Raw genomic sequence first — 25,294 nt, 5'->3', positions numbered from 1 at the left:
GGACCAGTCCAACGGACCTAGCAGAGGATGAACCGGATGGCGAAGCTGACGATTCGTGACATCGCCGCGCTGTCCGGCCTGTCCAAATCCACAGTCTCGCTGGTGCTGAACAACAGCCCCAAGGTCGATCCCGCGACCCGGCGGCACGTGCTGGCGGTGATGCGCCGGCATCGGTACGTGCCGAGCTTCGCGGCGACCGCACTGGCCAAGGGGAGCACCCGGCTGATCGGCATGGTCGTGCCCGGCCTGTCGTGGCACATGGTTGCCTCGATCAACATCGGGGTGGCCGCGGTGACCGAGCGGAGCGGATTCGACATCATCCTCTACACCGCCACCAACGACCGTGACTACGGCTCGCTGATCGACCGGATCCTGACCTCGAGCATGGCGTCCGGTCTGCTCGTGGTCAGCCACGAGCAGCCGCTCGAACCGCTCGTCCAGCTGCACCGGGAAGGCCTGCCGGTCGTCCTGGTGAACACCATCGACGCCGATGTGGACCTCCCATCGGTCACCGCGGACAACTACGACGGCGCGTTGACGGCGATGGACCACCTCATGCAGCTGGGGCACGAACGAATCGCTTGTGTCCAAGGCCGAATGGTGTACCGCTGCTGCCAGGACCGCTACCGCGGCTACCTGGACGCGCTACGGGGCGCGGGCATCCAGCCCGATCCGGAGCTCACCAAACCCGGTGACTTCCTGCCCGACCAGATCCGGTCCCGATCCCGCGAACTCTTCGCACTCCCGCCGGACCAGCGGCCCACCGCGGTGTTCGCGCACTCCGACGTGACGGCGTACGCCGTGATGACCGCGGCGGCCGAGGCCGGCCTGCGGGTGCCGGAGGACGTGTCCGTGATCGGCTTCGACGACATCGAGTCGGCGGCGCAGATCCGCCCGCCGCTGACCACCATCCAGCAACCGTTCGTCGACATGGGCCGGCGAGCCGCCGAGATGCTGCTCGCCGCCATCGGCCCGAACGATGAAGAACCAGACGCGGCACCGGACGGCGAGGACGCCGGCGCGGAGCCGGCGGCCGACCTGCCGCGCCTGGTGATGCCCACCAGTTTGATCGTCCGGGCGAGTTGCGGGCCGGTGCCCGTGACCCGGTCCCCGCGCGGACGCTCGCAGACCACCAAGGCCTGATCCTCCGGATCGAGGTCCCGCCCGACCACCGACAGTTCACCCGGCAGTCTCCTCACAGCCCCAGGCCCACGGCCGGCGGGGGAGGTGCTGCTGCGCGCCCTCTGGAAGGATCCGGAGTGATCAGAAAACTGGCCACCGGTGTGACCGTTGCCCTGCTCGCCGCGGTGGCGATCCAGCCCACAGCCCGCGCCGACGCGGCGCCCTTCGAGGTGTTGCCGGCCGACCCACTCGCCAACTTCACCGAGTTCAAGAGTGTTCCCGCCGACGCGACCGCACAGGTCCCGATCAGCGGGAATCCCAACTTCACCAAGGCCCTCGAGATCACCGTCCCGAACGCGCCGCAGAGCCCCGGCCTGGACGGTGAGTACGAGATCACCCTCGGCGTACCGACGGCTGCGACGGTGACCGCGGGCGATGCCCTCGTCGCGACCGTCTGGGCGCGCTCGATCGAGCCGACCCCGGTTGCCACGACCGGCAATGCTCACCTGGTCTTCGAAACGGACGGATCGCCGTACAAGAAGTCGCTGAACGCAGCGCTGCTCTACGGCACGGGGTGGCAGAAGTTCGAGTTCCCGTTCCGCGCGGCCGTCACCTACACGGCCGGGACGACCACCGCCGCGCACCTGAGTCTCTGGCTCGGGTACGGCGCTCAGAAGTTCCAGATCGCCGGAGTCTCGGTGCAGGACTGGGGACCAGGCACTCCGGCCGGCTATCCGCAGGTCACGTACGACGGTCGGGACGCGAACGCTGCCTGGCGTACGGCGGCCAACGCCCGGATCGACCAGTACCGCAAGGGAAATCTCAACGTCTCGGTCGTCGACCCGGCCGGTAACCCGGTCAGCGGCGCGACGGTGTCCGCCGTACAGCAGACCAGCGCGTTCAAGTTCGGAGCCGCGTCCGACGGAGCCCGGTTGATCGGCGATCCGTCCGGCGGGATCAGCGGGACCGACCTGCAGCAGTACCAGACGAAGGCCTCGACGCTCTTCAACCAAGGGGCCCTGGGCAACAACCTGAAGTGGAACCACTGGGAGAACCAGACCGAACGCGACACCAGCACCCTGCCCGCCCTGCAGTGGATGAAGGAACACGGCATCCGCATCCGCGGCCACAACCTGATCTGGCCGTCATGGGGTCTGATGCAACCCGATGTCGTCAACCTGCAGAACGACCCGGCGGCGCTGAGAGCGCGCATCAACACCCACATCACCGACGAGGCGAGCGCCCTGGCCGGCATCGTCGACGAGTGGGACGTCGTGAACGAGCCGTACTCCGAGCACAGCGTCCAGGACATTCTCGGCACCGACGAGATCGCCTCGTGGTTCCAGCTCGCCCACCAGGCCGACCCGAACGCGAAGCTCGCCCTCAACGACTACGGACTGGTCGAGAACAACGGCTGGGAGAAGCGCCACCGCGACCACGTTTACGACACCGTGCAATCGCTGAAAGCGTCGGGTGCGCCGATCGACCTGGTCGGCTTCGAGAGTCACTTCAACGGACTGCAGCTGACGTCGCCGGACGACCTGATGGCGATCGTCGACCAGTTCGCGGGGCTCGGCGTGAAGGTCGCGATCACGGAGTTCGACGTGGACACCGACGATCTGCAGTTGCAGGCGGACTACACCCGCGACTTCATGACCGCGATGTTCTCGAACCCGAACGTCAACCAGATCAGCAACTTCGGCATCTGGGCCAGCAACATCTACAACCCCCGCGTCGCGCTCTACAACGCGGACTGGTCACCAAAACCGAACGCCCTGGTCTGGGAGGACCTGATCAAGCACCAGTGGCACACGAGTGTCGCCGGCCAGACGACCGGCGCCGGAACCTTCGGTACGCGCGGATTCCTCGGTGACTACCTGGTGACGGTCACCGCGAACGGCGTCTCGAAGCAGGTCAAGGTGCCGATGCCGACCACGGCCGGTGCCTCGGTCAAGGTGATCTTCGACGGCATCGCCACCACGGTGCGCACCGATGCGCCCAACCCGATCGGCGACGGCGACTTCGAGAGCGGCGTACGTGGATGGACACCGCTCGGCACCGGGCCGGCGACCGCAGCGAACGCTCACAGCGGTCACACCGCACTCTCCCTCAGCCCTGGCTCCGGCGTGACCCAGAACGTCACCGGCCTCACTCCGGGCACCAGCTACCTACTGTCCGGCTGGGGTCGTCTGAACGGCAGTGGCACCCAGTGCTACGTAGGCGTCCGAGGCGGCGCCACGGCCGGTACGCCGACCTTCCAGTACGCGCTCACGTATGCCGACGAACGCGCGTACACACAGAAGCTGGCAGCGTTCACCCCACCGACGGGGACGATGTGGGTCCAGGCATTCGCCTGGTCCAACCCCAGTTCGAGCTCGCCGGAGTGCACCCTCGACGACCTCGCCATCACGCCGACGGACGGCACCCCACCACCTGCCCAAGGCCCGCCTGCGGTGACGCCGTCCCTGCCGACGCCCTCGGTGCTCGGGAACGGGACGTTGGAGAACCAGTCGAACACCACAGGCTGGTACTGCCTGGGGACCTGCACGTTGAAGAACGCGTCGACGACTCCGCACACCGGCAGCGGCGATCTGTCGGTGACCGGCCGAGCCGCGGCGTGGGCTGGTCCGGCGCAGGGAGTGTCGGTGGTGAACGGCGGGCTCTACGACTCGTCCGCCTGGGTGCGGCTGGCCAGCGGATCGGACACCACGATGGTGAGTCTCAAGCTCACTACGTCGACCGGATCAACGACGATCAGACTCGGTTCCGCTCCGGTCAGCAGTACCGGCTGGACCCAGATCTCGGCCGCCAACACGAGCATCTCCTGGACCGGCACGCTGACCAGGGCCGAGTGGTGGATCAGCACCACGACCGGCACCGGTGACCTGCTGGTGGACGACGCTTCGTTCGCCCCGATGGCCAAGACCGTCAGCGGTGGCACGGGTCCGGCGGAGACCGTGTTCAACTCCGTGCAGCCGACCGCGGCCTGCGTCGTCCACAACACGGTCGACAACACCTACACGGCGTACTTCGGCTACAGCAACGCGAACAACTATTACATCCCGGTCCCGGTCGGCACCGACAACGTGTTCAGTCCCGGACCGGCCGACCGCGGCCAGACCGTCTCGTTCCTGCCCTTCCAACGGCCGCGGCGCGTCGCGGTCACCTGGGACGGCAGCCCGCTCACCTGGCGGCTGGGATCCCTGACCCAGACCGCGTCGTCGGCTACGCCGGCCTGCACCTGAATCACTGGAGGAACTGTCATGTCATCACCCATCTCCCGACGGACACTGCTCCGGGGTGCGGCCGCACTGGCCGGGGCCGGCGCGCTCGCCGGCTGTTCCTCGGGCAACGATTCCGAGGGCTCGAAGGCCAAGACCACGATCACCTACTGGGACTGGTACGCCAGCCAGGCCGGCTGGGTGGACAACGAGATCAAGCTGTTCCAGGAAGCCCACCCGGGCATCGCGGTGAAGAAGACCACGCAGGTCAGCGACAAGTACGCCGACCTCGTCTCGCTGGCGTACCGCAGCAACAACCCGCCGGACATCCTGATGGTGCCCAAGAGCCCCCAGCTCAGCCAGCAGGTGTCGGACAGCTGGCTGCTGCCGGTGGACAAGTGGGCGACGACGTCCTGGCAGTCGCGCTTCCCGGAGAACAGCTTCGTCGAGGGAGTGGACGTCTTCGACGGCAAGGTCTACACCGCACCGTTCGCGGCGCCGGCACCGTCGCTGCAGCTGTACGTGCACCACGGCGTCTTCAAGGACGCCGGCCTGACCAACGCCGACGGCAGCGTCAAACTGCCGAAGACCTGGGACGACGTGAGCCGCGCGGCCGACGCGATCGCCTCGAAGAGCGGCGGCAAGGTAGCGCCGTTCGGCTTCGGCAACTCGACGAACACGACCCTGGCCTGGTGGCTGGATCTGTTCGTCCGCGGCGCCGGCTCGCCGGGTGGAGCCGCGGTCGGTGGGATCGACGGGATGGACTACCGGGTCGGCCGGTGGACGTTCGGTACCGACCGCAACTACCTCGACGTCATCAATCTGCTGCTGGAGTGGAAGAACAAGAACTGGTTCTACCCGAACTCGATGAGCATCTCCGACGAGCAGGCCCGCGCGTTCTTCGAGCGCGGCCGGTTCGGGATGACGGTCGGCGGTGTCTGGAACCAGCCGGAGTGGACCCAGCACAAGTTCACCGACTACAGCCTGGTGACGCTGCCCGCGCCGGGCGGTGAGCCGAAGGCACTGTTCTACGGACCGCCCGGCGGCAAGTTCGTCGCGGTGTCGTCGAAGACCGCGCACGCCGACGAGGCATGGGCCTGGTTCGACTGGCTCTACAGCCCGGACGCGGGGAAGCGGTGGGTCGAGCAGGGCCAGGGCCTGTCCGTCTACGCGAAGAACAACGACCCGAAGGGCGTGACGTTCGCACCCTTCGCGCAGTACGTCGCCATGTCGGGGGCCGCGGTGGTCGGTCCGCAGCCGACCATCCGCAACCCGCAACTGGCGAAACTCCAACTGCCCGCGGTCAAACCGGACATCAACGACCTTCTGTCCGGGGTCTACAGCGGACAGGTGAAGGACGTGCAAGGGGCGCTGACGACGCTGACCGACAAGATGAACCAGGCGCTCGACGACGCGGTGAAGAAGGTGGGCGCCGGGGCGAGCACGAAGGACTTCGCCTTCACCGACTGGGATCTGACCAAGCCGTACACGACGAAGCCGGGCGCCTGATGGTCATGACCACTGCCGTGCGGGAGGAGGTCGCCACCGGTGGGCCGCCTCCCGCGGTGGCGCGCCGGCGGGCGCGTCGCCGTACCTACCTGTGGTCGTACGTCTACCTCGCACCGATGATGGTGCTGCTGCTGGCGTTCGTGGTCTACCCGATCATCGCGTCGCTCGGTTACACGTTCTACAAGTGGGACGGGATCGGTGACCCGTCGGACTTCGTCGGGCTCGACAACTTCCGCCAGATCGTCCACGACAGCATCTTCTGGCGGTCCCTCGGACACACCTTCGTGTACGCCGCCTTCGTCGTACCGATCCAGCTCGTGCTGGCGTTGGCTCTCGCCTTGGTACTGAACAACAAGCGACTGCGGTTCGCGTCGTTCTACCGGACGCTGTTCTTCCTGCCGGTGGTGACGTCGGCCGCGGTGATCGGCGTCGTGATCCAGTTGCTGGTGTCGAACTTCGGGGACTCGATCAACGACTTGTTGCTGAGGCTGCACCTGATCGACAAGCACATCGACTGGCTGGGAGATCCGCACTTCGCGCTGGGGATCATCATCCTGGTCGGGATCTGGCACACGTTCGGCTACAACCTCGTGTACTTCCTGGCCGGTCTGCAGACGATCCCGGACGAGCTGTACGAGGCGGCGAGGCTGGACGGCGCCGGCCGGATCGCGACCTTCCGGTACATCACCATCCCGATGCTGCGTGCCGTCGGGGTGGTGATCGTCATCCTGGCCGTGATCGGGACGTTCCAGATCTTCGACCTGGTCCAGGTGCTGACCAGCGGCGGCCCGTACTTCGCGACCGAGGTCGTGAACACCTACATCTACCATCTGGCGTTCGGGGGCAGTAATGCCAACGCGGTGCAGCCTGACATCGGTCTGGCGTCGGCCGCGTCGTTCATCTACGGCGTCCTGCTGATCGCGTTCTCCGTCGTCCAGGTCGTCGTACTGCGCTCGCTCGCACGGCGACGGGGGACCGGAGGGATCGCATGACTCGTCGACGCATGGTCACTGTGATGACGCATGTCGCCTTGCTGGTCAGCGGCCTGGCGTGGTTGTACCCGTTGTTCTGGGCGCTCGGCAGTTCGCTGAAGAGCGACGACGACTTCTTCACCGACGGGCTCAGTCCGTTGCCCTCGCACTTCCTCTGGTCGAACTACCTCAACGCCTGGCAGGAGGCGTCGTTCGGCCGGTACTTCATGAACACAATCCTGATCACCTTGGGCACGGTAGTGATCACTTTAGTAGTCACGTCCTGCGCGGGATACGTACTTGCCCGCACACGGTTCCCGGGCCGGGGCTTCTGTCTCGGGCTGGTGTCGGCGACGCTCTTCCTGCCGCACGGCTACACGATCATTCCGGTGTTCGACCTGATGCAGCGGCTGCATCTGCTGAACAGCCTGTGGTCGGTGATCATCGTGCAGGCCTCTGGTGGCGTGGTCTTCGGGACGTTCCTGTTCATGGGCTACTTCATGGCCATCGACCGAGAGCTCGAGGACGCGGCCCAGGTGGACGGGGCCAACTTCCACCAGACGTTCGCCCGGATCATGCTGCCGCTGTCCGGACCGATGCTGGCCACGGTTGGTCTGTTCACCGCGATCACGGCCTGGAACAGCTTCTTCATCCCGCTCGTCTTCACGCTCGGGCGGCCCGAGCTGCGCACCCTCGCGATCGGCATGTACGCGTTCATCGGCGAGAACTCGACCGAATGGACGCTGCTCTGCGCGGGAACCGTCATCACGCTCGCGCCGATCATCCTGCTCTTCGTGCTGCTGCAGCGTTTCTTCGTCAACGGCCTGGCCGGCGCGGTCAAGCAATAGGAGGTCCTGAATGCCAACACCCGTGCGGACCGCGATCGTCGGCACCGGCAACCGCGCCCAGCTCTTCACCGAGGGCCTGGCCAAGCGGGACGGGTACGACGTCGTCGCGTTGTGCGACCCGAACTCGGTCCGGATGGCCTTCCACAACCGCATGCTGCTCGCGGCAGGTCGTCGTACGGCGCATCAGTGGCCGCCGGCGCGGTTCGACGAGATGCTGCGGGTCGAGCGGATCGAGCTGCTCGTGGTGACCAGCGTCGACGCGACTCACGACCGTTATATCGAGGCGGCGCTGCGGGCCGGCGTACGGGTCATCAGTGAGAAGCCGATGACGACCGACGCGACCAAGGCGCAGAGCATCCTGAACACCGTCCGGGAGACCGGCGGCGAGCTGGCCGTGGCGTACAACTACCGCTTCAATCCGGTGCATCGCCGCGTGCGTGAGCTCTTGGCCGAAGGTGCGATCGGGGACGTGCACTCGGTGCACTTCGAGTGGATGCTGGACGTGTCACACGGCGCCGACTACTTCCGGCGGTGGCACCGCCACAAGGCGAACTCAGGTGGCCTCATGGTCCACAAGGCGAGCCACCACTTCGACCTGGTGAACTGGTGGCTCGCCGCGGAGCCACGCATCGTCTACGCCCAAGGCCAGTTGGCGTTCTACGGTCCTGAGCAAAGCCACGGGTACGCGCGGGATTACGCGAGAGTGCATGGTTCCCCGGCCGCGCTGGACGATGCGTTCGCGCTGCACCTCGCCGACAACGCCACGTTGCGCGAGCTCTACCTGGACGCCGAAGCCGAGGATGGCTATCACCGCGATCGGAATGTCTTCGCGCCGGGCGTATCGATCGAGGACGACATGGCGGTCCTGGTGACGTACGACTCCGGGGCAACGATGACCTATCACCTCACCGCCTATTCGCCGGCCGAGGGCTATCGCGTCATGTTCAACGGCTCGCTTGGCCGGCTGGAGCTGAATGTCGAAGAGTCGACATGGACGATGCCGAACCAGCGGGTCGAGTCGACCAGGGGAGCGGTCCACGGCGACCTCGCCGCACCAACGGCAGGTCGGACCAGCATCACCCTCAGGCCGCTCTGGTCACCTCCGGTCGATCACACCGTCCCTCACGACCACGCGGGCCACGGGGGTGCCGACGCCCGAGTTCTCGCAGCCCTGCTGGACGACGACCCGACCGAGGACGCGGACGTCGCCGACGCCCGACAGGCCGCCCTGGCGCTGGTCACGGGCCTGGCGGCCAACCAGTCCTTCACCACCGGCCAGCCTGTCCGAACGTCCGACGTACTGGATCTTTGAGTGGCCATCACCACGTGTGGCGTGATCAGAAAACTGATCATGCCACACGTGGTGATGATGAGTTTTCTGTACTACCCGAGCGCCGCTCGGAGGACCGCGTGGGCTCCGCTCACGATGGCTTCGCGGTTGGCTTCGTAAGTCGGGTCGGTGATGGCCGTCTTGTTGGCGGGGTCGAAGGACAGCACCGGGACGTGCAGGTGACCGGCCGGCATCGACGGGTCGAGGAGATCGCGCTGCAGGGTGTTGCGGTAGGCAACCTCGTTGGAGAGGTAACCGCCGCCGGTGCCCTCCGAGGCGATCGAGCCCGGGGTCGGGCCGTTCGGCCGGCGGACCGGCTGGGTCTGGCCGGCCGGGATTTCGAGCACCGAGGTGTTGACGCGGGTCCGGAACGGCGTGACGTCGGCCTGGGCCATCCGGGCGAGCGGGAGGCTTGAGGTGATCCACTCGGGTCCGGCCGGCATGCTGGGGGAGACGACCGGTGCTGAGATCGTGCCGCCGCCCCAGAGGTTGTTGTTGTCACCGATCGAACTGACCGAACGACGCCGGCCGTTGAACACCTCGAGGTCGAAGATCCCCACGCGGCCTTGGCTGGCCGTCATCACCAGGTCCGCCCGCTGCGGGCCGGGACGGTAGTGCGGCGCCAGCGCGTTCTCGACCATGTTCTCGTCGAAGTCGGTGTAGCGGACCGGGAACATGACGGTCTGGATCTCGTAGGTCTTGCCGTTGATCGTCCAGCGCTGTCCGTCCAGGGTGAGTGCGTTCGCTCCGGACGGGTTGCCGATCCGGATGTCCGCGTCGAGCGTGAACGGGTCGAACCCGGTGACCAGGATCTTCCGTACGCCGGGCGCGAACCGGCGGCTCGTGATGCCGCGAGAGGTGTATTCGAGGGATCGGATCAAGTCGGCGCGTTCCGTCGTACCGAGGCCGAAGCCGGGCTGCCACTGCCGCAGCGCGAGGGCCATCGAGAGGCGGGCCCAGTACAGGCCGCGGTCGTCGGTGGCGGGGAGGGCGTCGGCTCCGGCGGGCGTGTGCTGGGCGCGGTGAATCGCCGTACGCCAGAGGGCTTGGCCTTGTGTGCCGACGAGAGCAGCGGCGGCCTGCGAGTTGGGGACCGAGCAGAGCAGGCGGTTGAAGAGCGCCACTTGGCGGTCGAAGCCGGAGCGGCGGAGGATCTCGGCCGGGACCGACGGCCCGCCGGCGACGCCGTTGTCGAGACGTTGCTCCTCGACCGTCCCGGTGACGGATTCGTCGAGGCAGCCGGTGATGGTGGTCGCCTGGACCGACGGAGCGCCGGACAAAACCGTGGTGAGGGCGATCGCGCCGACGAGCAGTGAACGTGAGAACGAGCTGGGGCGGAGTCTCATACGGGGTGTCTATCAGATCCCGGCGCGAGTTGGGGTGTCTGTAAGAACGCTGTCACCAGCCGCAAACGAGCTGGTGGGCTGACCCTGGCGAGCCGGGAGTATGCGGCCTGTGGATCGGTCGGTGGAGATTGATGAGCTGGTTGAGTGCTGGACGTTGCTGGCGGCCGAGCAGGGTTTAGTTGCTGGCAAGCGTGGTGCGACGAGGCTGGGTTTCGCGCTGTTGTTGAAGTTCTACAGCCGGCATGGCCGGTTTCCTCGAGGCCGAGCTGAGCTACCTGACGATGTTGTTGCGTTTGTGGCGCGCCAGGTCGGCGTGGTGCCGTCCGAGCTGGGCTTGTACGAGTGGTCGGGCCGCACGGTGGAGTTCCATCGCAGCCAGGTCCGGCGGCATCTGGGTTTCCGGGAGTGCTCGGTCGAGGATGCCGACGAGCTGGCGTCGTGGCTGGCGGGCGAGGTGTGCGAGGTGGAGCGCCAGCACGATCGGGTGCGCGAGCAGCTGCTGGTCCATTGCCGGGCGGAGCGGATCGAGCCACCGACAACTGGCCGCGTCGACCGGGTTGTGCGGTCGGCTTTGCGTCAGGCCGAGGTAGCTGTGACGTGTCGGATCGCGGCCAGGCTGCCAGCATCGGCAACCGCCCGGCTGGAAGCTCCCGTGCCGGGGATCGGCGATGCCGCCGACGATGTCGATTCGGTGCTGGCGTTGGTGAAGTCGGATCCGGGCAGCGTGAGCCTGGAGTCGATGTTGACCGAGATCAAGAAGCTCCGCGCGGTCCGCGCGATCGGGCTCCCGGCGGGCTTGTTCGGTGATGTGGCGCCGAAGGTGCTGGCGGGGTGGCGGTCCCGGGCGGCGGTGGAGTCTCCGTCACATCTGCGCGACCATCCGGTCGAGCTGCGGCTGACGCTGCTGGCGGCGCTGTTGCATGCTCGGGAGCGGGAAATCACCGACACGCTGGTCGATCTGCTGATCTCCACGGTGCACCGGATCAACGCCCGGGCGGATCGGCGGGTGACGCAGGAGTTGGTGAACGCTTTCAAGAAGGTGACGGGCAAGGAGAACATCTTGTTCGCGATCGCCGAGGCGGCGCTGGATGCTCCGGACGACCAGGTGCGGTCGGTGGTGTTCCCGGCGGTGGCCGGTGGTGAGCAGACGTTGCGGGAGTTGGTGCACGAGTACAAGACGAAGGGCCCGGTGTATCGGCGTACGGTGCAGACCACGCTGAAGGCCTCTTACACCAACCATTACCGGCGCGGCTTGATCGAGCTGCTTGCCGTGCTGGAGTTCCGGTCGTCGAACGCGACGCACCGGCCGGTGCTGGACGCGCTGGAGCTGGTGGCCCGCCATAAGGACGGCCGGTTCACGTTCTACCCGGCCGGCGAACACGTCCCTGACCACAAGGGAGTGCTGGGCGACTGGGCGGACCTGGTCCGCCGTACCGACGAGAACGGCCGCAGCAAGGTGGTGCGGTCGACGTATGAGGTGTGCACGTTCCAGGCGCTGCGGGAACGGCTGCGCTGCAAGGAGATCTGGGTGGTCGGCGCGGACCGGTGGCGCAACCCTGACGAGGACTTGCCCAGCGACTTCGACGCTCGCCGCCTGGAGCACTACGGCGCGCTGCGGAAACCGCTGGATCCGACCGCGTTCATCGGCGAACTCCAGGCCGAGCTGCGCGCCGAGCTCGCCACTTTGAACGACCAGGTCGACCAGCTGGGATGGGTCGATCTCCGCGCCCGGGGCAAGCAGGGCGCGATCAAGCTGACCGCACTGGATGCCGCGCCGGAGCCGAAGAATCTCCGCGCGTTGAAGAGCGAGATCCGGACCAGGTGGGGCACGGTGCCGTTGATCGACATGCTGAAGGAGGCGGTGCTGCGGACCGGTTGCCTGGACCAGGTGACCGGTACGGCGGGGCGTGGTGACCTGTCGCGGGAGGTGCTGGCCGAGAGGCTGCTGCTCGCGGTGTACGCCTACGGCACCAACACCGGGATCCGGGCGATCTCTGGCGGCGAGCACGGCCACTCCGAGGACGACCTGCGCTATGTGCGGCGCCGCTACCTGTCGGTCGACGTAGCGAGGGCGATGGCCACCGAGATCGCCAATGCGACCTTCGCTGTCCGGCGTCAGCAAGTCTGGGGCGCCGGATCGTCAGCGGTGGCGAGCGATTCGACGCACTTCGGGGCGTTCGACCAGAACATCTTCACCGAGTGGCACTCGCGCTACGGCGGCCGCGGGGTGCTGATCTACTGGCACGTTGAGAAGAAGTCGATGGCGATCCACTCGCAGGTGATCAACTGTTCGGCCTCGGAGGTCGCGGCGATGATCGAGGGCGCGATGCGGCACGGCACCTCGATGGAGGTCGACGGCAACTATGTCGATTCCCACGGCCAATCCGAGGTCGGGTTCGGGTTGACGCGGTTGCTCGGGTTCGATCTGCTGCCGAGGATCAAGCGGATCAACATGGTGAAGCTGTACCGGCCGGCCACCGGCGAACCGGACGCCTATCCGCGGCTGGCGCCGGCGCTGACCAGGCCGATCCGGTGGGACGTCATCGGTGAGCAGTACGACCAGATGATCAAGTACGCCACCGCCATCCGGGCCGGCACCGCCTCCACGGAGGCGATCTTGCGACGGTTTACCAAGGCCAACGCGATTCACCCGACCTATCAGGCGATGATCGAGCTCGGCCGCGCCCAGAAGACCCTGTTCGTCGCCCGGTATCTGCGCGACCGCGATCTGCAGCGTGAGATCAACGAGGGCCTGAACGTGGTCGAGTCGTGGAACGGCGGCAACCAGGTGATCTTCTTCGGCAAGGGTGGCGATATCGCCTCGAACCGGCGCGAGGAACAAGAACTATCGGTGCTGTGCCTGCGGGTGCTGCAGTCAGCGCTGGTGTACGTCAACACCCTGATGGTGCAAGACGTTCTGGCCGACGACGAATGGGCCGAGAAGATGACCGACGTCGACCACCGCGGTCTCACACCGCTGTTCTGGACCCACGTCGCCCCCTACGGCGAGGTACGGCTGAACATGACCCGCAGGCTCCCTCTGCGCCACCAGACCTGAGCCTGAGGTCACGGCCCTCGGGAACCGCGATCTCTCCGAGCACCCGACCTGAGTGTGGCGGTACAGCCTGTCAGCGCCCCGCGAGCAACCTCTCGTACGACGGCTGCCGACACGATCATGCGCTGATCTGACTGGAGCTATCCCTTGCCTTCTTCGCGCTGGGGCAAGTCGGCTTGTTTCAGGTGATAGTTCAGGCGGTTGCGGCCGCCGACGAGGACAGACTGGGTGTAGCTGACTGGCCGAGTCTGCGCATCTTCTCGCAGTGCGTAGCGGACTCGGGTGCGGTCGATGACGGGCGTGGCGTCATCGAGCCCTAAGAGCGCTGCTTCGGTATCGGCCGCGCTGCGAGCTGTGATCGCGTCTTCCCACCCCACTCGTATCCAGCCGAGCCCGTGAAGGAAGTCGTCGTTGAGGTCGTCAATCACGGTGGGTTCGGTGCCGACCAGATCGCAGGGGTAGTACGTGTCCTCCAACTCGGCCGGTACTGCGTTCGTGAGTCGGATGGTCCGCCGATGAAGGACCTGCTGCCCGATCTTGATGTCGAGCCGATCCGCGATCTCGGCCGAGGCGGGTCTAACGTCGGTCGCAGCCCGCTGAGTCGCGGCGAGGCCGACCTGACTGGCTGACTCGCGGAACTGGCTGTCCTGGGTCGGAAACGGCTTCAGGTAACTGACTGACGCTGTTGTGATGTGGCTCTGGGTGGGTGGGTTGCCGACGGCCGAGCCGTGGGTGTCGTCCGCGGAGATCAGCCCGCAGCAGCGTAGATGGGCGATCGCCAGGCGCAGTTCCTCCGACGAGGCCCCATACCGGCGCGCCAGTTCCTCGTGGGGTGGCAGGAGTTGGCCGGGGGCGAGCTCCCCGGCCGCGATGCTGCGCTGGATGAGGTAGGCGACGACCTGGTGTCTTGGTGGCATTGCCGCTCCTAAGCTGCTGTTCGACCACGATAACGGCACTCGGCAAGAGCCGATCTGATGGCGAATCCTCATCGGCCTATCAAGCGGGCACCACGGTGGCCGCTCGCTGCAGCCGGGCCAAGTTCGCCTTCCGTAAGAGCTCAAGAGCCGGCTTGTTTTCTCGGACCATGATCTCCTGATACGCCGCCTCGATAGCGGCCCAGGTCCCGATCACATTGGTTTCCTGCTTGCAGGTCGTATCAGCGTCCGCCGTCTTGATTTGGAGCGGGAGCGGTTGGCTGGCAAGGTCACGATCCCGACTGGCTTCCAGCGGAGTCCTGTACTTGAACCCGGCTCTCTTCATGCATTCTGACCAGCGTGCGAAGACCTCCTGGACTCGATGGTCGGCGCTCGATTGATCCCAGCTCTTCATTCCCATCGGCTGAGCGATGTCATCGGGCCTCGCGGCGCCTCCCGTAAGGAAGCGTTGGGCTTCGCCCGCGCAGCCGTCCGATGGGACCGTTCGGCCGTTGATGCTCTTGGCTCCTTCACCGGTCAGGAGAGCGGCAACCTTCGGGTCGCGGTCCTGTGCTGACTTTGGCGCCGGCTTGCCCGTACCGGGCACGCGGTAACCGTAGCGGCGGGCTTCTGCTGGATCCGTGATGCCGTAACGACGCTGGTTCCTCGTTCCAACTCCGCCATCTTGCAAGTGGCGGACCATGTAACTGACGCCAAAGCGCTGCATGCAGCGCTGCACGAGGATTCCGTGAGCATCGCTGAGGAGGCGGTAGTCCTTCATCGAGAACATGTACTGGTCGAGTGGCAACTGCAGGTTCGTGGTGTCTGTCATTGCTGTGATCGATGCGACGGGAGGTGCTTCGCCGGATCGACCATTGTTGTGCGTAGTGCAGCCGATGACGGAGCCGAGGATCGCTGCACACGCCAGGAGGCGTGCGCAGCGAAGCGGTGCTCGAGAGTGTCTCGTCATGGTTCTACGGGAGCTCCCAGCAGTTCGACCAGTTGTTGTTCCGCACGGCATCGCTCAGAAGCGTCGTCTCCAGAGGGACGACGACGTCGAAGGCCCCCTCACATGCCAGGAGCGAAGCGACCACCGCGTAGGAGGTACCGTGGCGGTTCCAGGCCGTCGCCGCGTTGTCGGAGACCTTGGTGCCCCAACCCAGCCGGTCGGAACAGCACGTCCAGGTGTTGTTCCGGTGGTCGTTGTCGCCGTAATAGAAGTCGATGAACGAAGTCGAGGTAGTGCTCCAGTACAAGCACAGCTCGTTGGTCTGACACGATCCATCCTTGTCGGCGGCGTTTGCCGGGCCGGTCACTCCGATCAGGAGCGCCACTACGGCCACGGCGCCCGACAGCAAAGTGCGGACTCTCATTGTCTCGTCCCTTCACGCTCGAGGTTTGCGCGTCCAGAACCGCACTCGCAGGCCTCGATCGTCTTCTGGGGACCGTCTCGGGAGTCACGTCGCTCCGCCTCGACGAGCCCGCGATACCGCCTCGGTGGCCGGCCGACGACCGCCTCACGGCAGTCGCACCTCCATCGCGGTGGCGTCGCAGATCCGTCTCACCGGGCTCGAAGGAATTCGCCGCTCGAGACAAAGAGCGCGACGCATGCGGCACGGGTGGAGGCGTGTGAGGTGCGCGTCAGCGGTGAGCGGTCCGCGACCGGTGTGGCACAACTAATCCCGCTGCGAGCAAAGGCGCGATCAGGGTCTGAACTGCGATTCCCGGCTTCGCATTCATCTCAGCCTCGAGGAGCCGCTCGTAGGCCTCATAGTTGCGCAGGCCATCAGCGACATTGCCCTCGCGGATCAGCACCTCGATCAGTAGCCGGTTCGAGCTTTCCCGAAGCGCATCCATGGTCACCGCGAGGAGCGCACTGGCCGCGGCCTCGCCGAATCGGCCGGCCATCAAGAGACGTTCGGCTGCTGCGTCGATCGCATGTAGTTGCAGCAGGTGAAGGTGTTCACGCGGCGCTATAAGCCACGGCTCGCTCCAGCCGGGCAACAGACGCCGACCGATGAACGGGGGAGGGGCCTCCGGCGGTGCTTCGCGCTGCACCATCGACAGGCTCCACCGCAGGGCCTCTTGGAAGTCAACGACGTCAGCATCGATTCTCAGACCGTCCGCTTCCTCAACGACCAGCCCGTCGGCATCTTCACGAAGTCGCCACATGATCGTCCGCAAATTCGCGTAGGCACGCTCCAGCCTCTGGTCCTCGAACAGCCGGACCGCCGCGTCACCTCGTGCGATCGCGCCCTCAACCGCGAGCAAGGCAATCAGTCGGCGCGTGCTCGGACGAAGGTGCAATCGTCTTCGCCCGCGCCAAACCCCAAAGCCACCAAGCACCTGAACTACTACCTCGCGGTCACGTCCGCGTGCCATGAAGGCCCCCACCCTCCCGGAAAATGCGATTTCCGGAGGTTTGGAACCTACGCCGGCTCGCACCGCGTCACCAGACCTCATCACACAGTAGCCGTTGCCACTTCCTGCAACTCGGAGAACCGAGCTTCGACTTGGCGCCAAACAATCAGTTGATCTGTGCCGTCCTCGGCGAACCGCGAAGCCCGCTAATGATTATCGACGCTGTGCTTGCCGCCACTCGAGCGAGATCGAACAGGCCGGTGGAGGCCAAGTCGGTCGACGACTCGCTCGAGCTTGCCCGACGTGCAGATCGTGGCGGACCTACTGGCCTGCGCGGAGCGGGAGGCGAACGGAGCGGGAGTCGAATAAGGAGAAGCCGCGCCGCCACCCGTGGGTCTCGAAGGGCGCGGGCGGGCTGGCGTCCGCCGGTCGAGCTGCGCGTCGCGTGCTGCGGCGGCACTTCAACCAGCTGCGCATGCGGGCTGACTCGTCAATGAACCAGCAGCGTCCGTTAGGGGAACCCCAACCGGACACCCGCCAACACCGCCAGCCGATCTGGGATCAACGCCTGGCGTGGCGTCTCACATAGGGTGTCCGGTGATTTGTCCGGTGACCGGGGGCTATCCGTTACAAGCGCAGGTACAGTACGGCGCATGCTGATCGGCTACGCCCGCTGCTCGACGGACAAACAAGACCTCGAGGCCAACCGGCAGATCCTGCTCGACCTCGGGGTCGACCCGGCCAACATCCACCTCGACCGCGCCTACTCCGGTAGTACTCGCGCCCGTCCCGGACTCGACAAGGCCCTGGCCGCCGTCCGGGCCGGCGACACCCTCGTCGTGCCTAAGCTCGACCGGCTCGCCCGCTCGGTGCCCGACGCCCGCGAGATCGGCGACTCCCTCGTCGCCCGCGGCGTCCGGCTGCAACTCGGCACGATGGTCTACGACCCGTCGGACCCGATGGGCAAGATGTTCTTCAACATCCTCGCCACCTTCGCCGAGTTCGAAGTCGACCTGCTCCGGATGCGCACCCGCGAAGGCATGGCGATCGCCCGCGCGAAGGGAAAACTGAAGGGCCGGGCACCGAAGCTGTCCGCCACCCGGCAAGCGCACCTGCTGAAACTGCACGCCGCCGGCGAGCACACCATCGCCGAACTGGCCGAACTGTTCGAGGTCTCCCGCCCAACCGTGTACCGGGTGCTGGAGCGCGTCAAAGCACAATCGGCGGCGACCGGCGAGCCGGACGAGGTGAAGGGATAACCGATCCAATCTCGTCTTGTCGCTGGGGACATGCTCTATCGACGTCCCAATCTGGCGATGGCGCGGCTTCACCCCCTCGCCGCCCAGGCGCCACGTACAGCCCCTCTCAAGAGGTATACCTTGCCTGTGCCGCAAGCCTGCTCACTGTCGCCCTCGGCTCGACCGTCGTGGTAGCCAACACCCTCGTCGTGGGCCCAAGGTCAGCTGAGCGGGCATCGCGCTCAAACACCGCGCCATCGGGAGGCAGCCCGGCGACGCAGCACATCCCCTTCTGCGATCCAATGCGAAATACTATTAGCTCCGGCAGCGTCATCACGAGTGGGGGTTGAGGTGCTAGTAATGGGCGAGGCATCGCCAGCTGTATGGACGGACGAACTGCAGCGCAACGGTCGCGTGGTCTTCATCGCGCGACCCAGAGTTATACTAGCGGGTCTGGGCTTGCTCTGGCTCGTAATCGCTTTGACCCAGCTACCCACACTGTCCTCGACACGTGAGGCCGGCGGGGTCCGGCTCGCTCTCCTGGTTGTGATCGCCGGGGTGGGCGTCGCTCTTACTGGACAGGGCGTCTGGCAACTTGTGACAGGCTACCCGGCGCTGACGGTCGACCATCGAGGCATTCTTGTCGGGCGCAAGAAATCTCTCAGGTGGGCCGAGGTAGGCGCGATTGGCCTGGTCCGTCGCGGCCCGGGTTTCCAGGCTCTACCGATCATTGCGAAGGATCCTTGGGGCAGGGATCTCACCATTAACCAAACAGCGGTCAAAAACATGCCGGCCCTTGCACAGTGGCTTGAGGATCTCCTTAAGGAACACAGTGTAACAAGCTGATGGGCCGGGCCTCAGCCTGGCCTCAGCCAGGCTCTGGTCACGATTGACCAGAGCCTAGCGAATTTGAGACCAATTCTTAGCGGTTAGTTGCATCGACAGCGGCGCGCCTCGTTACGCCACGAACTTCGGGCGTCGTTACCTCTGCGAGTCTGTCCTGTTCGCGCGACTCACCCTAGTGGCGTACCAGGGCGCGATGGCGAGGACGCACAGCCCGACTGCCTCGGCGGCGTGCAGGGAGCCGCCATGAAGCCATGGACGGGCTGCGGTGAGCGCAGTCACTGCCCCGCAGGACCCGACCGCCAGAAGCAGCAGCTGCCAAGTTGTGATCGTGACGCTTCGCGGATCATCCGCGGCCCGCCAAAAGAGGATTCCGGTCACGCAAAGGACTCCCCCGATCGCCGCCGGCAGCCAGTTGGTTGTAGCGGCTGCGAACACCATTAGACCGACTGCGCCTGCCATTTCAAGGATGGCCGCACCCCTAAGCGCCTTCATCTGTTATTCCTCCTGCCTACGCTTTGTCTGGATAGTATCTTTTCACGCATGCAGTCTTCCACCACCAATAGGCGGCGACGAGCGCTGCCCAAGCTCCGGCGACGGCACCGATGACGACAAGAGTCCAACCGAACGTGATGACGGCCAGGATTGCCGTCGCGAACGCGACCGTGACGAGCACCATGGTGGCGCAGGCCCAAATGCACTCCCAGTCCATCTTTTTCTTGGCCTTCTTGAGCGTCTTCTTGCCATAGTGCTTGAAGAAACTCATGTATTTCTTGGCCTTCTTGATTTGCTTCTTGGTGAGCTTCTTGTAGTGGCGGCCACTGCCGCCGCCTCGCTCCTGGCGTTTCATTTGGCCATCGAGGTCAAAGCTCGTCGTCGGGTCAGTTGGGTAGGTGTAGCGGTTCGCGTTGCCGCCTGGAACGGGGTCATTGGATTGGAACGCGCCAGTTGCCGGGTTATAGACCCGTACCCCCATGAGAATCAGGCCACTCGCGGATGTTGGACGCTGGTTCGCTCCGAGCCACCCGTAAGGCGCGTTGTTGCCGGAAGGTGCGGTGACCATTCCGTATTCGTCGTAGTTCGACCACGCCTCTATGGCTGTCGCGATCGTTCCGGGGGCGGCGACATTCGCGGTGGTAACGATGTCGCCGTGAGGGTTCCCTAGCGCCAGCGAGCCGCCGTCCTGGTCGGCGGTCATGGCCAGACCCGCGCCGAAGTCAATCAAGCGCTGAGCGGTCGGTCCCGTAGTTGTCCAGGTCGGGTTGTCGCTGGTGTCGGTGTAGTGCCGGATGGTCTGCGTCGATCCCGAAGCACCGGCGACGGTTTCGGTGGCGCGCCGGTTTTGAGCGTCGAGGGTGTAGCTGGTGGTGGTGCCGCCCTGGGTGATGCTGCGGACGAGGTCGTTGTCGTAGTAGGCGAGAGTGATGTCGCCGTCGGTCGGGCGGGGAGCATCGGAGGCTGGCAGAGTGGTGGTGCGGCCGAACGGGTCATAGGTGTAGGTGCGAGATCCGTTGGCGCCGGTGACAGGCCGGTCGGCGGTGTCGAACGCCCGGGTGTTGGTGGTGGCGCCCGCAGTGGTGCAGGAGCCGTCGGCGGCCGCGGGTGCGGTGGCCTTGGTGAGCCGGTTGTCGTTGGCGTCGAAGCCGTACGTCCGGGTGACGCAGGGTGTGATGGATGGGTCGTTGATGTCGGCGCCGGAGGTTGGGGCGGTGCGGTCGTTGACTTGGGTGAGGCGTCCGGCGTTGTCGTAGGTGTAGCGGCGGTCGTACGGGATCGCGCCGCCGGTTGCGGTGGTGAAGGCGTTGCCGTCCGGGGTCCATTCGTGCGTGGCCCGGCCCGAGGCGTCATTCTCGAGAGACCAAGACAGCCAGCCACCGTCGGGATCGACGGTGGTCGAACCGTCGGCGTTCACGGTGGTGACTTGGCCGGTGTAGCTGAGACCGACCGGTGCGCCGGCGTTGTCGAAGTCGTTGTGCCGAGTGACGCCGCCGGGCAATTTCTGCGTGGTAAGCGCGCCGGTGGCGTCATAGCCACTGGTGGAGGTCCAGGTGATACCGGCAGCGGAGACGTCGACTCTGGTGGTCAGGCCACGGTGCTCGGCCTTTCCATTGGCGTCGGTGCCGTCATAGGTGTAAGTGGTCGTGCCGTTCGGGTCGGTAACCGTGGCGACGTCCCCGGCCGCGTTGTAGACGGTCGTGGTGGCCGCGTCGCCGGAGGGCTGGTAGGAGGTCTGGCGGCCCCACGTGTCGTAGCCGGTGGTGATCGTGCCAGCGATGCTGTTGTCGGCGTTCTTGGCGGTCACGACGGTTGGTTGACCGGTGGCCGGGTCGTAGGTGGCGGTCTTGTTGGTGTTCGGCATCGACCCGGTCAGGCCAGTGGCTGTAGTCGCGGTGGAGTCGGTGCGGCCGTCGGCCAGGTAGGTCGTTGTAGTGGTGCGGACGACTGTGCCCGAGGTTTCGGTGACGGTTTCCGGCGATAGCAGGTAGTTGAAGGCGGACGTTGTTGTCGTCGGCAGGGTCGGTCCGGAGGTGGGCGCTGCGGCGGGGTGGGTCTTGCAGACCAGCCCGGCCCACTGCGGCTTGCTGCCGCACTCCGGGGAACCGGTGTTGGTGTCGGCGGTGTAGTAGATGGTCTTGGTGGTGCCGGCGTCGGCGCCATTCGACTTCGGTTGCCGGGTTTCGATGGCGCGGCCTTCTGCGTCGTAGCGGGTGAGTTTCACGATGTCGCCGGCGCTGTTCGTGCCATCGAGGTCGACGTCGGTGATGGTTTTGCCGGCCAGCCCCGGCAGCCCGAGTTCCGAGAGATTCGAACAAGCGCAGGTATTGCAGACAGTATGCAATGCGTTACCGTCGAGAGGCGGCGATCGCCCACGCCGCCTCTTCTGTGAGGAGTACCCGTGAGCGCTCCATCCCGCCGGCGGTTCCTGACTGCCGCCGCCCTCGCCGCCGGAGCCCTCGCCGGATGCGCCGACAGCACCACGTCAGGTACGACGACCGGCCGGCCCACGGGTGGTCCGAAACCCCCGGACCCAGCTGTGCCGGCGCCTTTGGTTGTCGATGGCAACCAAGCGCTGGTGCGGTTGATGGAGGGCAATGCGCGGTTCGTCGCGGAGCGGGACGAAGAGCTCGACGAGGGCATCGCCCGGCGGATCGCGGTGAGCAAGGGCCAGCACCCGTTCGCAACGGTCCTCGGATGTGTTGATTCTCGCGTCCCGATCGAGCTTGTCTTCGACCAGGGCCTCGGCGATCTGGTCGTCGTACGCAGTGCCGGTGAAGCCCTCGACCAGTCGGTGATAGGGAGCGTGGAGTTCGGGGTCGCCGAGCTGCACACGCCGCTCCTGATGGTCCTCGGTCATCAACGCTGTGGCGCCCTGGACGCCACGATCAAGGCGCTCGATGCGACCCACCGCACCTCCGAGGCCGGTGCGATCGGCTACCTCGTCGACACGCTCGCCCCGGCGGTTCGTCAGGTCGCCGGCAAGCCGGGCGACCTGCTCACCAATGCCATCCACGCCAACGTCTACCTGGTCCTCGCCAAACTCCGCCAGTCGCCGGTGGTCGGCCCGCTCGAGAAGTCAGGCAAACTCAAACTCGTCGCCGCCTACTACGAACTCGACACCGGCAAGGTGACCGTCAGCTAACGCCTGGTGCGCAGAGCTGGCTGTGGAGGGTTGAGGTTGCCCAGTCGACCCAGCGGTCGTGGGGCCAGGCGCGGTCGCGGGTGAAGAGGAGATAGAGCTCGGGGCTGAGGATGCCGTAGAGGAGGTCTGCGGCTTCGTCGGTCGTGAGTTCCTTGTGGGCGCCTGGCTTGGCGACGAGAGCGTCAGCGGCTGCCCGTTGGACGACGTACCGGAGGTCCTCGTCCTGGGGCCAGAGGGCGGCGACCTCGGGATCGTTCGCGACGGCGGCTTCGAGGACGCGCATGATCGGTGAGACGCGAGCGAGTATGGCGCTCGACCCCGGGACGTATGCGGTCAGCATGCCCTGGGCCGTGGGCGCGGCCAGCGCGTCGGTGAACCACGGGCGGTCCATGGTGGCGATCGGCTCGCTGTCGCCGGCGATCGTGACGTCGACCAGCTCCTTCAGGAGCACGCGTTTGTTGCCGAAGACGAAGTAGATCGTCTGAACGGCGACGCCGGCCCGGTCGGCCACATCCTGCAGGTTGGTCGCGCCGTACCCGTCCGCGACGAACAGGTCGGCCGCGGCCTCGATGATCCGCCGCCGGGTCTCCTGGGCCTTCTCCGCCCGGCGATTAGGTCGCTTGACAACAGTCATGACTAGAGTCTATCTCTAGATTCGTTCACTATAAGTCAACTCTAGAGAAAGAGTTTAGTCATGTCGCTCATCGCGATCACCCGCTTCGAAGCCACCACCGACGACGCCGCTGACATCCGCACGCGGCACAACGACCTCGTGGACGCGGTCCGCGCCACCATCCCGGGCCTGACCGAGGCTCGCCTGGGACGACTCGAGGATCAGTGGGTCGGCGTCTGGCGCTGGGAGTCGGCCGACGACCTGAAAGCAGCTCGCGAGCTCGCCCCGACCTTGGCCGAGACCAAGGCCGCCTTCGCCCTGGTCCGCGAAGGTACGTCGGCCGTCGACGAGATCGAGGTGGTCGACGAGCGTTAGCCGGTGGTCCGGGGAGTTCGGTGACGCGGAGCTTCGTGCAGCCGTAAGGGATCAGGGTCAGGTCTTCGAGAGGTGCGTCGGCCGAGGCAACTCCGGACGGAGGTGCAGCCGCGGCGCCGTGTTCCAGGGGCCAGGGGATGCGGCGCCCGCGGACCTGCACACCGAGGGGCGCTGTGGTCGGTGTGAACGGGTTGTCGGTGATCGGTGCCGGGCGACCGCGGTGTGGTCGGGCTCGATCGCATAGTTCCAGGCCGTCGTCGGGTGGACTTCCCAGGTGGCGTGCGGTGGCTCGCCGCCGACCTGGCCCGGCCATCCCGTCGGCTTGCAGGCGCAGCCGCTCGAGCAACCAACCGGCTGGTCGCAAGGTTCCCAACGGCAACGTCCGCAGGGCAGGCGTGGCGAGCGGGCCACCCGTCACTGGCTGGTCTCCTCGGGCGTCAGTCGATCTGGCTCAGGTGGCCGTTGTCCACGTCGTACATGAAGCCGCCGACGAGGATGTCCTCGCCGATCAGCGGGTGTTCGCGGACCGCGGCGACGTCACGGCGCAGTGCCTCGAGCTGATCGGGGATGACGTGGATCGGGAGGTAGCCGGCCGGCTTGCCCGCGGCCAGCTCGACCTTGGCACGCAGAGCGTCCTCGGACATCGCGGCCATCGCGCAGCGGGTGTGCGGGATGATCATGATCCGGCGGACGCCGAGTAGCTGTACGCCGAGCACCAGACCGGTCATCGTCACCTCGGTGACCCGGCCGCCGGCGCTGCGCAGCACCTTCGCGTCGCCCGGCTTCAGCCCGAGCATCTCCAGCGGTGGGATCCGGGAGTCCATACAGGTGACCACACCGACGCCGGCGTGCGCGATGCCGTCGAAACCGCCGTAGTGGAAGTCGGCGGCGTACTCCGCGTTGGCGGCCAGCAGGTCCTCGAACCCGGGGGTCATCGGGCCTCACCTGGCACAGGGTTTCCGACTTGCAGGATCGACATCGCGAACGGCTCCTTTCCGCAGGACTCCGGACGAGGTGGATCGGCGGGTGCGCTGGTCACCGGCACGGTCCAGAACCGGCCGTCGCGGTGCCACACCGTCACGGATTCGAGGTCTTCGCCCGCGACGATGAGGGCATCCAGCGCTAGTTCTCCGGTCAGTCGGCGTACGGCGATCTCCGCGGCCTGACCGCGTTTGGTCCAGGTCGACCGGCCGCGCAAGCCGGTGAGCACCGTCTCGCCGCGAGCAGCCGCGTCGAGGACGGTGGCGGCGGTCTCGGCGGTGAGGTGGCCGTGCATGGTGCCGGCCGGCAGGAAGGTCGCCGTCGGCGCGAACCGGTGACCGCCGAGGTGGTTGGCCTCCCACACCCGGCCCGGCGCGATCTTGGCCAGGGCCGAGACGAGGGGCCGGCCGAGCAGCGCGCAGCACTCGTCCCGCTTGCCGTTGGTGCAGACCAGCACCACAGGACCCTCGACCGGAGCGAGGGCAGGCAGCGATGCCATCACCGCGCCCAGGTCACCGCGACCCACCGCGTCGAGGTCGAGCTGATCCAGCTCGGTGGAATCACCGACACTGCCGCCGAGCAGCCACGTCCGCCCTGGCGCGGTCGAAGCGACGAAGACCTGGTGTGACCGCTCGGTCGCGTCCGAGTGCCGACCGGGGGAGCGGATCAGTCCGAAGCGCACGTCGACCTTCTTGCACGCGTCGTCGAAGTCACCGCCGAACTCCGGGTCCAGGTGGCTCTGGGTCGGCGCCTTCGCACCCCACGGGCCGGGCTGCTCGAGCACCACCCATCCCGCGGCCACGACCGCCGTACCAGGAAGCGGCTCACGCAACTCCCGGCAGAACGTCGAGCACAGGCCAGCGCGGCCGGTGGCGTCGGGAGGTCGGGTCACAGCATCACGGTACGCGAGATGAGACAGGTTCCCGC

20 protein-coding genes are annotated in these 25,294 nt (G+C 66.3%); 11 read left to right on the top strand and 9 right to left on the bottom strand.

Going from position 1 to position 25,294, the window contains the following annotated elements:
• Positions 1 to 36: 36 nt before the first annotated feature.
• The 6 genes from ACZ3HV_RS12215 (at position 37) to ACZ3HV_RS12190 (ending at position 8,983) form a co-directional block, all read left to right on the top strand.
• Complete coding sequence (locus tag ACZ3HV_RS12215; protein ID WP_465683565.1) at positions 37 to 1,143, top strand: LacI family DNA-binding transcriptional regulator; 1,107 nt, start codon at positions 37 to 39, stop codon at positions 1,141 to 1,143.
• 116 nt (positions 1,144 to 1,259) lie between these two features.
• Positions 1,260 to 4,367, top strand: a complete 3,108-nt coding sequence (locus ACZ3HV_RS12210) for an endo-1,4-beta-xylanase (RefSeq protein WP_465683563.1) — start codon at positions 1,260 to 1,262, stop codon at positions 4,365 to 4,367.
• A gap of 18 nt (positions 4,368 to 4,385) precedes the next feature.
• A complete protein-coding gene (locus tag ACZ3HV_RS12205) occupies positions 4,386 to 5,852 on the top strand; it encodes an ABC transporter substrate-binding protein (protein ID WP_465683561.1) in 1,467 nt (488 codons plus the stop codon).
• A 5-nt stretch (positions 5,853 to 5,857) separates the two neighbouring features.
• On the top strand, positions 5,858 to 6,844 hold the full coding sequence (locus ACZ3HV_RS12200) for a carbohydrate ABC transporter permease (RefSeq protein WP_465683559.1): 987 nt from the start codon (positions 5,858 to 5,860) through the stop codon (positions 6,842 to 6,844).
• Complete coding sequence (locus tag ACZ3HV_RS12195) at positions 6,841 to 7,671, top strand: carbohydrate ABC transporter permease (RefSeq protein ID WP_360375349.1); 831 nt, start codon at positions 6,841 to 6,843, stop codon at positions 7,669 to 7,671. The genes ACZ3HV_RS12200 and ACZ3HV_RS12195 overlap by 4 nt, the downstream gene beginning before the upstream one ends.
• Positions 7,672 to 7,681: 10 nt before the next feature.
• The gene (locus ACZ3HV_RS12190) at positions 7,682 to 8,983 is read left to right on the top strand and encodes a Gfo/Idh/MocA family protein (RefSeq protein WP_465683557.1); all 1,302 of its coding nucleotides are present in this window, start codon (positions 7,682 to 7,684) and stop codon (positions 8,981 to 8,983) included.
• Between the two features lie 71 nt (positions 8,984 to 9,054).
• Here ACZ3HV_RS12190 and ACZ3HV_RS12185 read toward each other — a convergent pair whose 3' ends face one another.
• Positions 9,055 to 10,347, bottom strand: a complete 1,293-nt coding sequence (locus ACZ3HV_RS12185) for a pyroglutamyl-peptidase I (protein WP_465683555.1) — start codon at positions 10,345 to 10,347, stop codon at positions 9,055 to 9,057.
• Between the two features lie 121 nt (positions 10,348 to 10,468).
• On the opposite strand from ACZ3HV_RS12185, the gene ACZ3HV_RS12180 reads away from it, so the two are divergent.
• Positions 10,469 to 13,405 (top strand): Tn3 family transposase, encoded by a 2,937-nt coding sequence (locus ACZ3HV_RS12180; RefSeq protein WP_465683553.1) that lies wholly within the window; start codon positions 10,469 to 10,471, stop codon positions 13,403 to 13,405.
• Between the two features lie 137 nt (positions 13,406 to 13,542).
• Here ACZ3HV_RS12180 and ACZ3HV_RS12175 read toward each other — a convergent pair whose 3' ends face one another.
• The 4 genes from ACZ3HV_RS12175 to ACZ3HV_RS12160 all read right to left on the bottom strand — a co-directional run bounded on the left by ACZ3HV_RS12175 (position 13,543) and on the right by ACZ3HV_RS12160 (position 16,587).
• Positions 13,543 to 14,319: a GntR family transcriptional regulator gene (locus tag ACZ3HV_RS12175; RefSeq protein ID WP_465683550.1), complete on the bottom strand. Its 777-nt coding sequence runs from the start codon at positions 14,317 to 14,319 to the stop codon at positions 13,543 to 13,545.
• 79 nt (positions 14,320 to 14,398) lie between these two features.
• A complete protein-coding gene (locus ACZ3HV_RS12170) occupies positions 14,399 to 15,148 on the bottom strand; it encodes a hypothetical protein (RefSeq protein WP_465683548.1) in 750 nt (249 codons plus the stop codon).
• A 142-nt stretch (positions 15,149 to 15,290) separates the two neighbouring features.
• On the bottom strand, positions 15,291 to 15,689 hold the full coding sequence (locus ACZ3HV_RS12165; protein WP_465683546.1) for a hypothetical protein: 399 nt from the start codon (positions 15,687 to 15,689) through the stop codon (positions 15,291 to 15,293).
• A gap of 268 nt (positions 15,690 to 15,957) precedes the next feature.
• Positions 15,958 to 16,587 (bottom strand): AfsR/SARP family transcriptional regulator, encoded by a 630-nt coding sequence (locus ACZ3HV_RS12160; protein WP_465683544.1) that lies wholly within the window; start codon positions 16,585 to 16,587, stop codon positions 15,958 to 15,960.
• A gap of 743 nt (positions 16,588 to 17,330) precedes the next feature.
• Here ACZ3HV_RS12160 and ACZ3HV_RS12155 point away from each other — a divergent pair.
• Both ACZ3HV_RS12155 and ACZ3HV_RS12150 read left to right on the top strand, forming a co-directional pair.
• Positions 17,331 to 17,936, top strand: a complete 606-nt coding sequence (locus ACZ3HV_RS12155; RefSeq protein WP_465683542.1) for a recombinase family protein — start codon at positions 17,331 to 17,333, stop codon at positions 17,934 to 17,936.
• A 339-nt stretch (positions 17,937 to 18,275) separates the two neighbouring features.
• The gene (locus tag ACZ3HV_RS12150) at positions 18,276 to 18,761 is read left to right on the top strand and encodes a hypothetical protein (RefSeq protein ID WP_465683540.1); all 486 of its coding nucleotides are present in this window, start codon (positions 18,276 to 18,278) and stop codon (positions 18,759 to 18,761) included.
• Between the two features lie 508 nt (positions 18,762 to 19,269).
• Here the strand turns inward: ACZ3HV_RS12150 and ACZ3HV_RS12145 are convergent.
• The gene (locus ACZ3HV_RS12145) at positions 19,270 to 21,597 is read right to left on the bottom strand and encodes an RHS repeat-associated core domain-containing protein (RefSeq protein ID WP_465683538.1); all 2,328 of its coding nucleotides are present in this window, start codon (positions 21,595 to 21,597) and stop codon (positions 19,270 to 19,272) included.
• 57 nt (positions 21,598 to 21,654) lie between these two features.
• On the opposite strand from ACZ3HV_RS12145, the gene ACZ3HV_RS12140 reads away from it, so the two are divergent.
• Positions 21,655 to 22,398: a carbonic anhydrase gene (locus tag ACZ3HV_RS12140; protein WP_465683536.1), complete on the top strand. Its 744-nt coding sequence runs from the start codon at positions 21,655 to 21,657 to the stop codon at positions 22,396 to 22,398.
• Here ACZ3HV_RS12140 and ACZ3HV_RS12135 read toward each other — a convergent pair.
• Positions 22,391 to 23,032: a TetR/AcrR family transcriptional regulator gene (locus ACZ3HV_RS12135; protein ID WP_465683534.1), complete on the bottom strand. Its 642-nt coding sequence runs from the start codon at positions 23,030 to 23,032 to the stop codon at positions 22,391 to 22,393. The two genes, ACZ3HV_RS12140 and ACZ3HV_RS12135, sit on opposite strands and share 8 nt — an antisense overlap.
• Positions 23,033 to 23,092: 60 nt before the next feature.
• Between ACZ3HV_RS12135 and ACZ3HV_RS12130 the strand changes: the two genes are divergently transcribed.
• Entirely contained in the window at positions 23,093 to 23,386 is a 294-nt protein-coding gene (locus ACZ3HV_RS12130) for an antibiotic biosynthesis monooxygenase (RefSeq protein ID WP_360375337.1), read from the top strand.
• A gap of 437 nt (positions 23,387 to 23,823) precedes the next feature.
• On the opposite strand, the gene ACZ3HV_RS12125 is transcribed toward ACZ3HV_RS12130, so the two are convergent.
• Entirely contained in the window at positions 23,824 to 24,321 is a 498-nt protein-coding gene (locus ACZ3HV_RS12125; RefSeq protein WP_465683531.1) for a beta-class carbonic anhydrase, read from the bottom strand.
• Complete coding sequence (locus ACZ3HV_RS12120; protein ID WP_465683529.1) at positions 24,318 to 25,259, bottom strand: sucrase ferredoxin; 942 nt, start codon at positions 25,257 to 25,259, stop codon at positions 24,318 to 24,320. Before ACZ3HV_RS12120 ends, ACZ3HV_RS12125 begins: the two co-directional genes overlap by 4 nt.
• Between the last annotated feature and the right edge of the window lie 35 nt (positions 25,260 to 25,294).

The sequence above is a fragment of the Kribbella sp. NPDC020701 genome, assembly GCF_055562215.1.
This window is presented reverse-complemented; position numbering and strand designations above follow the sequence as displayed.

What these genes read in the sequence shown, in the direction of transcription:
- ACZ3HV_RS12215 (WP_465683565.1), top strand. Translation starts at nt 37, where the DNA reads ATGGCGAAGCTGACGATTCGTGACATCGCCGCGCTGTCCGGCCTGTCC.
- ACZ3HV_RS12205 (WP_465683561.1), top strand. Translation starts at nt 4,386, where the DNA reads ATGTCATCACCCATCTCCCGACGGACACTGCTCCGGGGTGCGGCCGCA.
- ACZ3HV_RS12200 (WP_465683559.1), top strand. Translation starts at nt 5,858, where the DNA reads ATGACCACTGCCGTGCGGGAGGAGGTCGCCACCGGTGGGCCGCCTCCC.
- ACZ3HV_RS12195 (WP_360375349.1), top strand. Translation starts at nt 6,841, where the DNA reads ATGACTCGTCGACGCATGGTCACTGTGATGACGCATGTCGCCTTGCTG.
- ACZ3HV_RS12190 (WP_465683557.1), top strand. Translation starts at nt 7,682, where the DNA reads ATGCCAACACCCGTGCGGACCGCGATCGTCGGCACCGGCAACCGCGCC.
- ACZ3HV_RS12185 (WP_465683555.1), bottom strand. Translation starts at nt 10,347, where the DNA reads ATGAGACTCCGCCCCAGCTCGTTCTCACGTTCACTGCTCGTCGGCGCG.
- ACZ3HV_RS12175 (WP_465683550.1), bottom strand. Translation starts at nt 14,319, where the DNA reads ATGCCACCAAGACACCAGGTCGTCGCCTACCTCATCCAGCGCAGCATC.
- ACZ3HV_RS12170 (WP_465683548.1), bottom strand. Translation starts at nt 15,148, where the DNA reads ATGACAGACACCACGAACCTGCAGTTGCCACTCGACCAGTACATGTTC.
- ACZ3HV_RS12165 (WP_465683546.1), bottom strand. Translation starts at nt 15,689, where the DNA reads ATGAGAGTCCGCACTTTGCTGTCGGGCGCCGTGGCCGTAGTGGCGCTC.
- ACZ3HV_RS12155 (WP_465683542.1), top strand. Translation starts at nt 17,331, where the DNA reads ATGCTGATCGGCTACGCCCGCTGCTCGACGGACAAACAAGACCTCGAG.
- ACZ3HV_RS12150 (WP_465683540.1), top strand. Translation starts at nt 18,276, where the DNA reads ATGGGCGAGGCATCGCCAGCTGTATGGACGGACGAACTGCAGCGCAAC.
- ACZ3HV_RS12135 (WP_465683534.1), bottom strand. Translation starts at nt 23,032, where the DNA reads ATGACTGTTGTCAAGCGACCTAATCGCCGGGCGGAGAAGGCCCAGGAG.
- ACZ3HV_RS12130 (WP_360375337.1), top strand. Translation starts at nt 23,093, where the DNA reads ATGTCGCTCATCGCGATCACCCGCTTCGAAGCCACCACCGACGACGCC.
- ACZ3HV_RS12125 (WP_465683531.1), bottom strand. Translation starts at nt 24,321, where the DNA reads ATGACCCCCGGGTTCGAGGACCTGCTGGCCGCCAACGCGGAGTACGCC.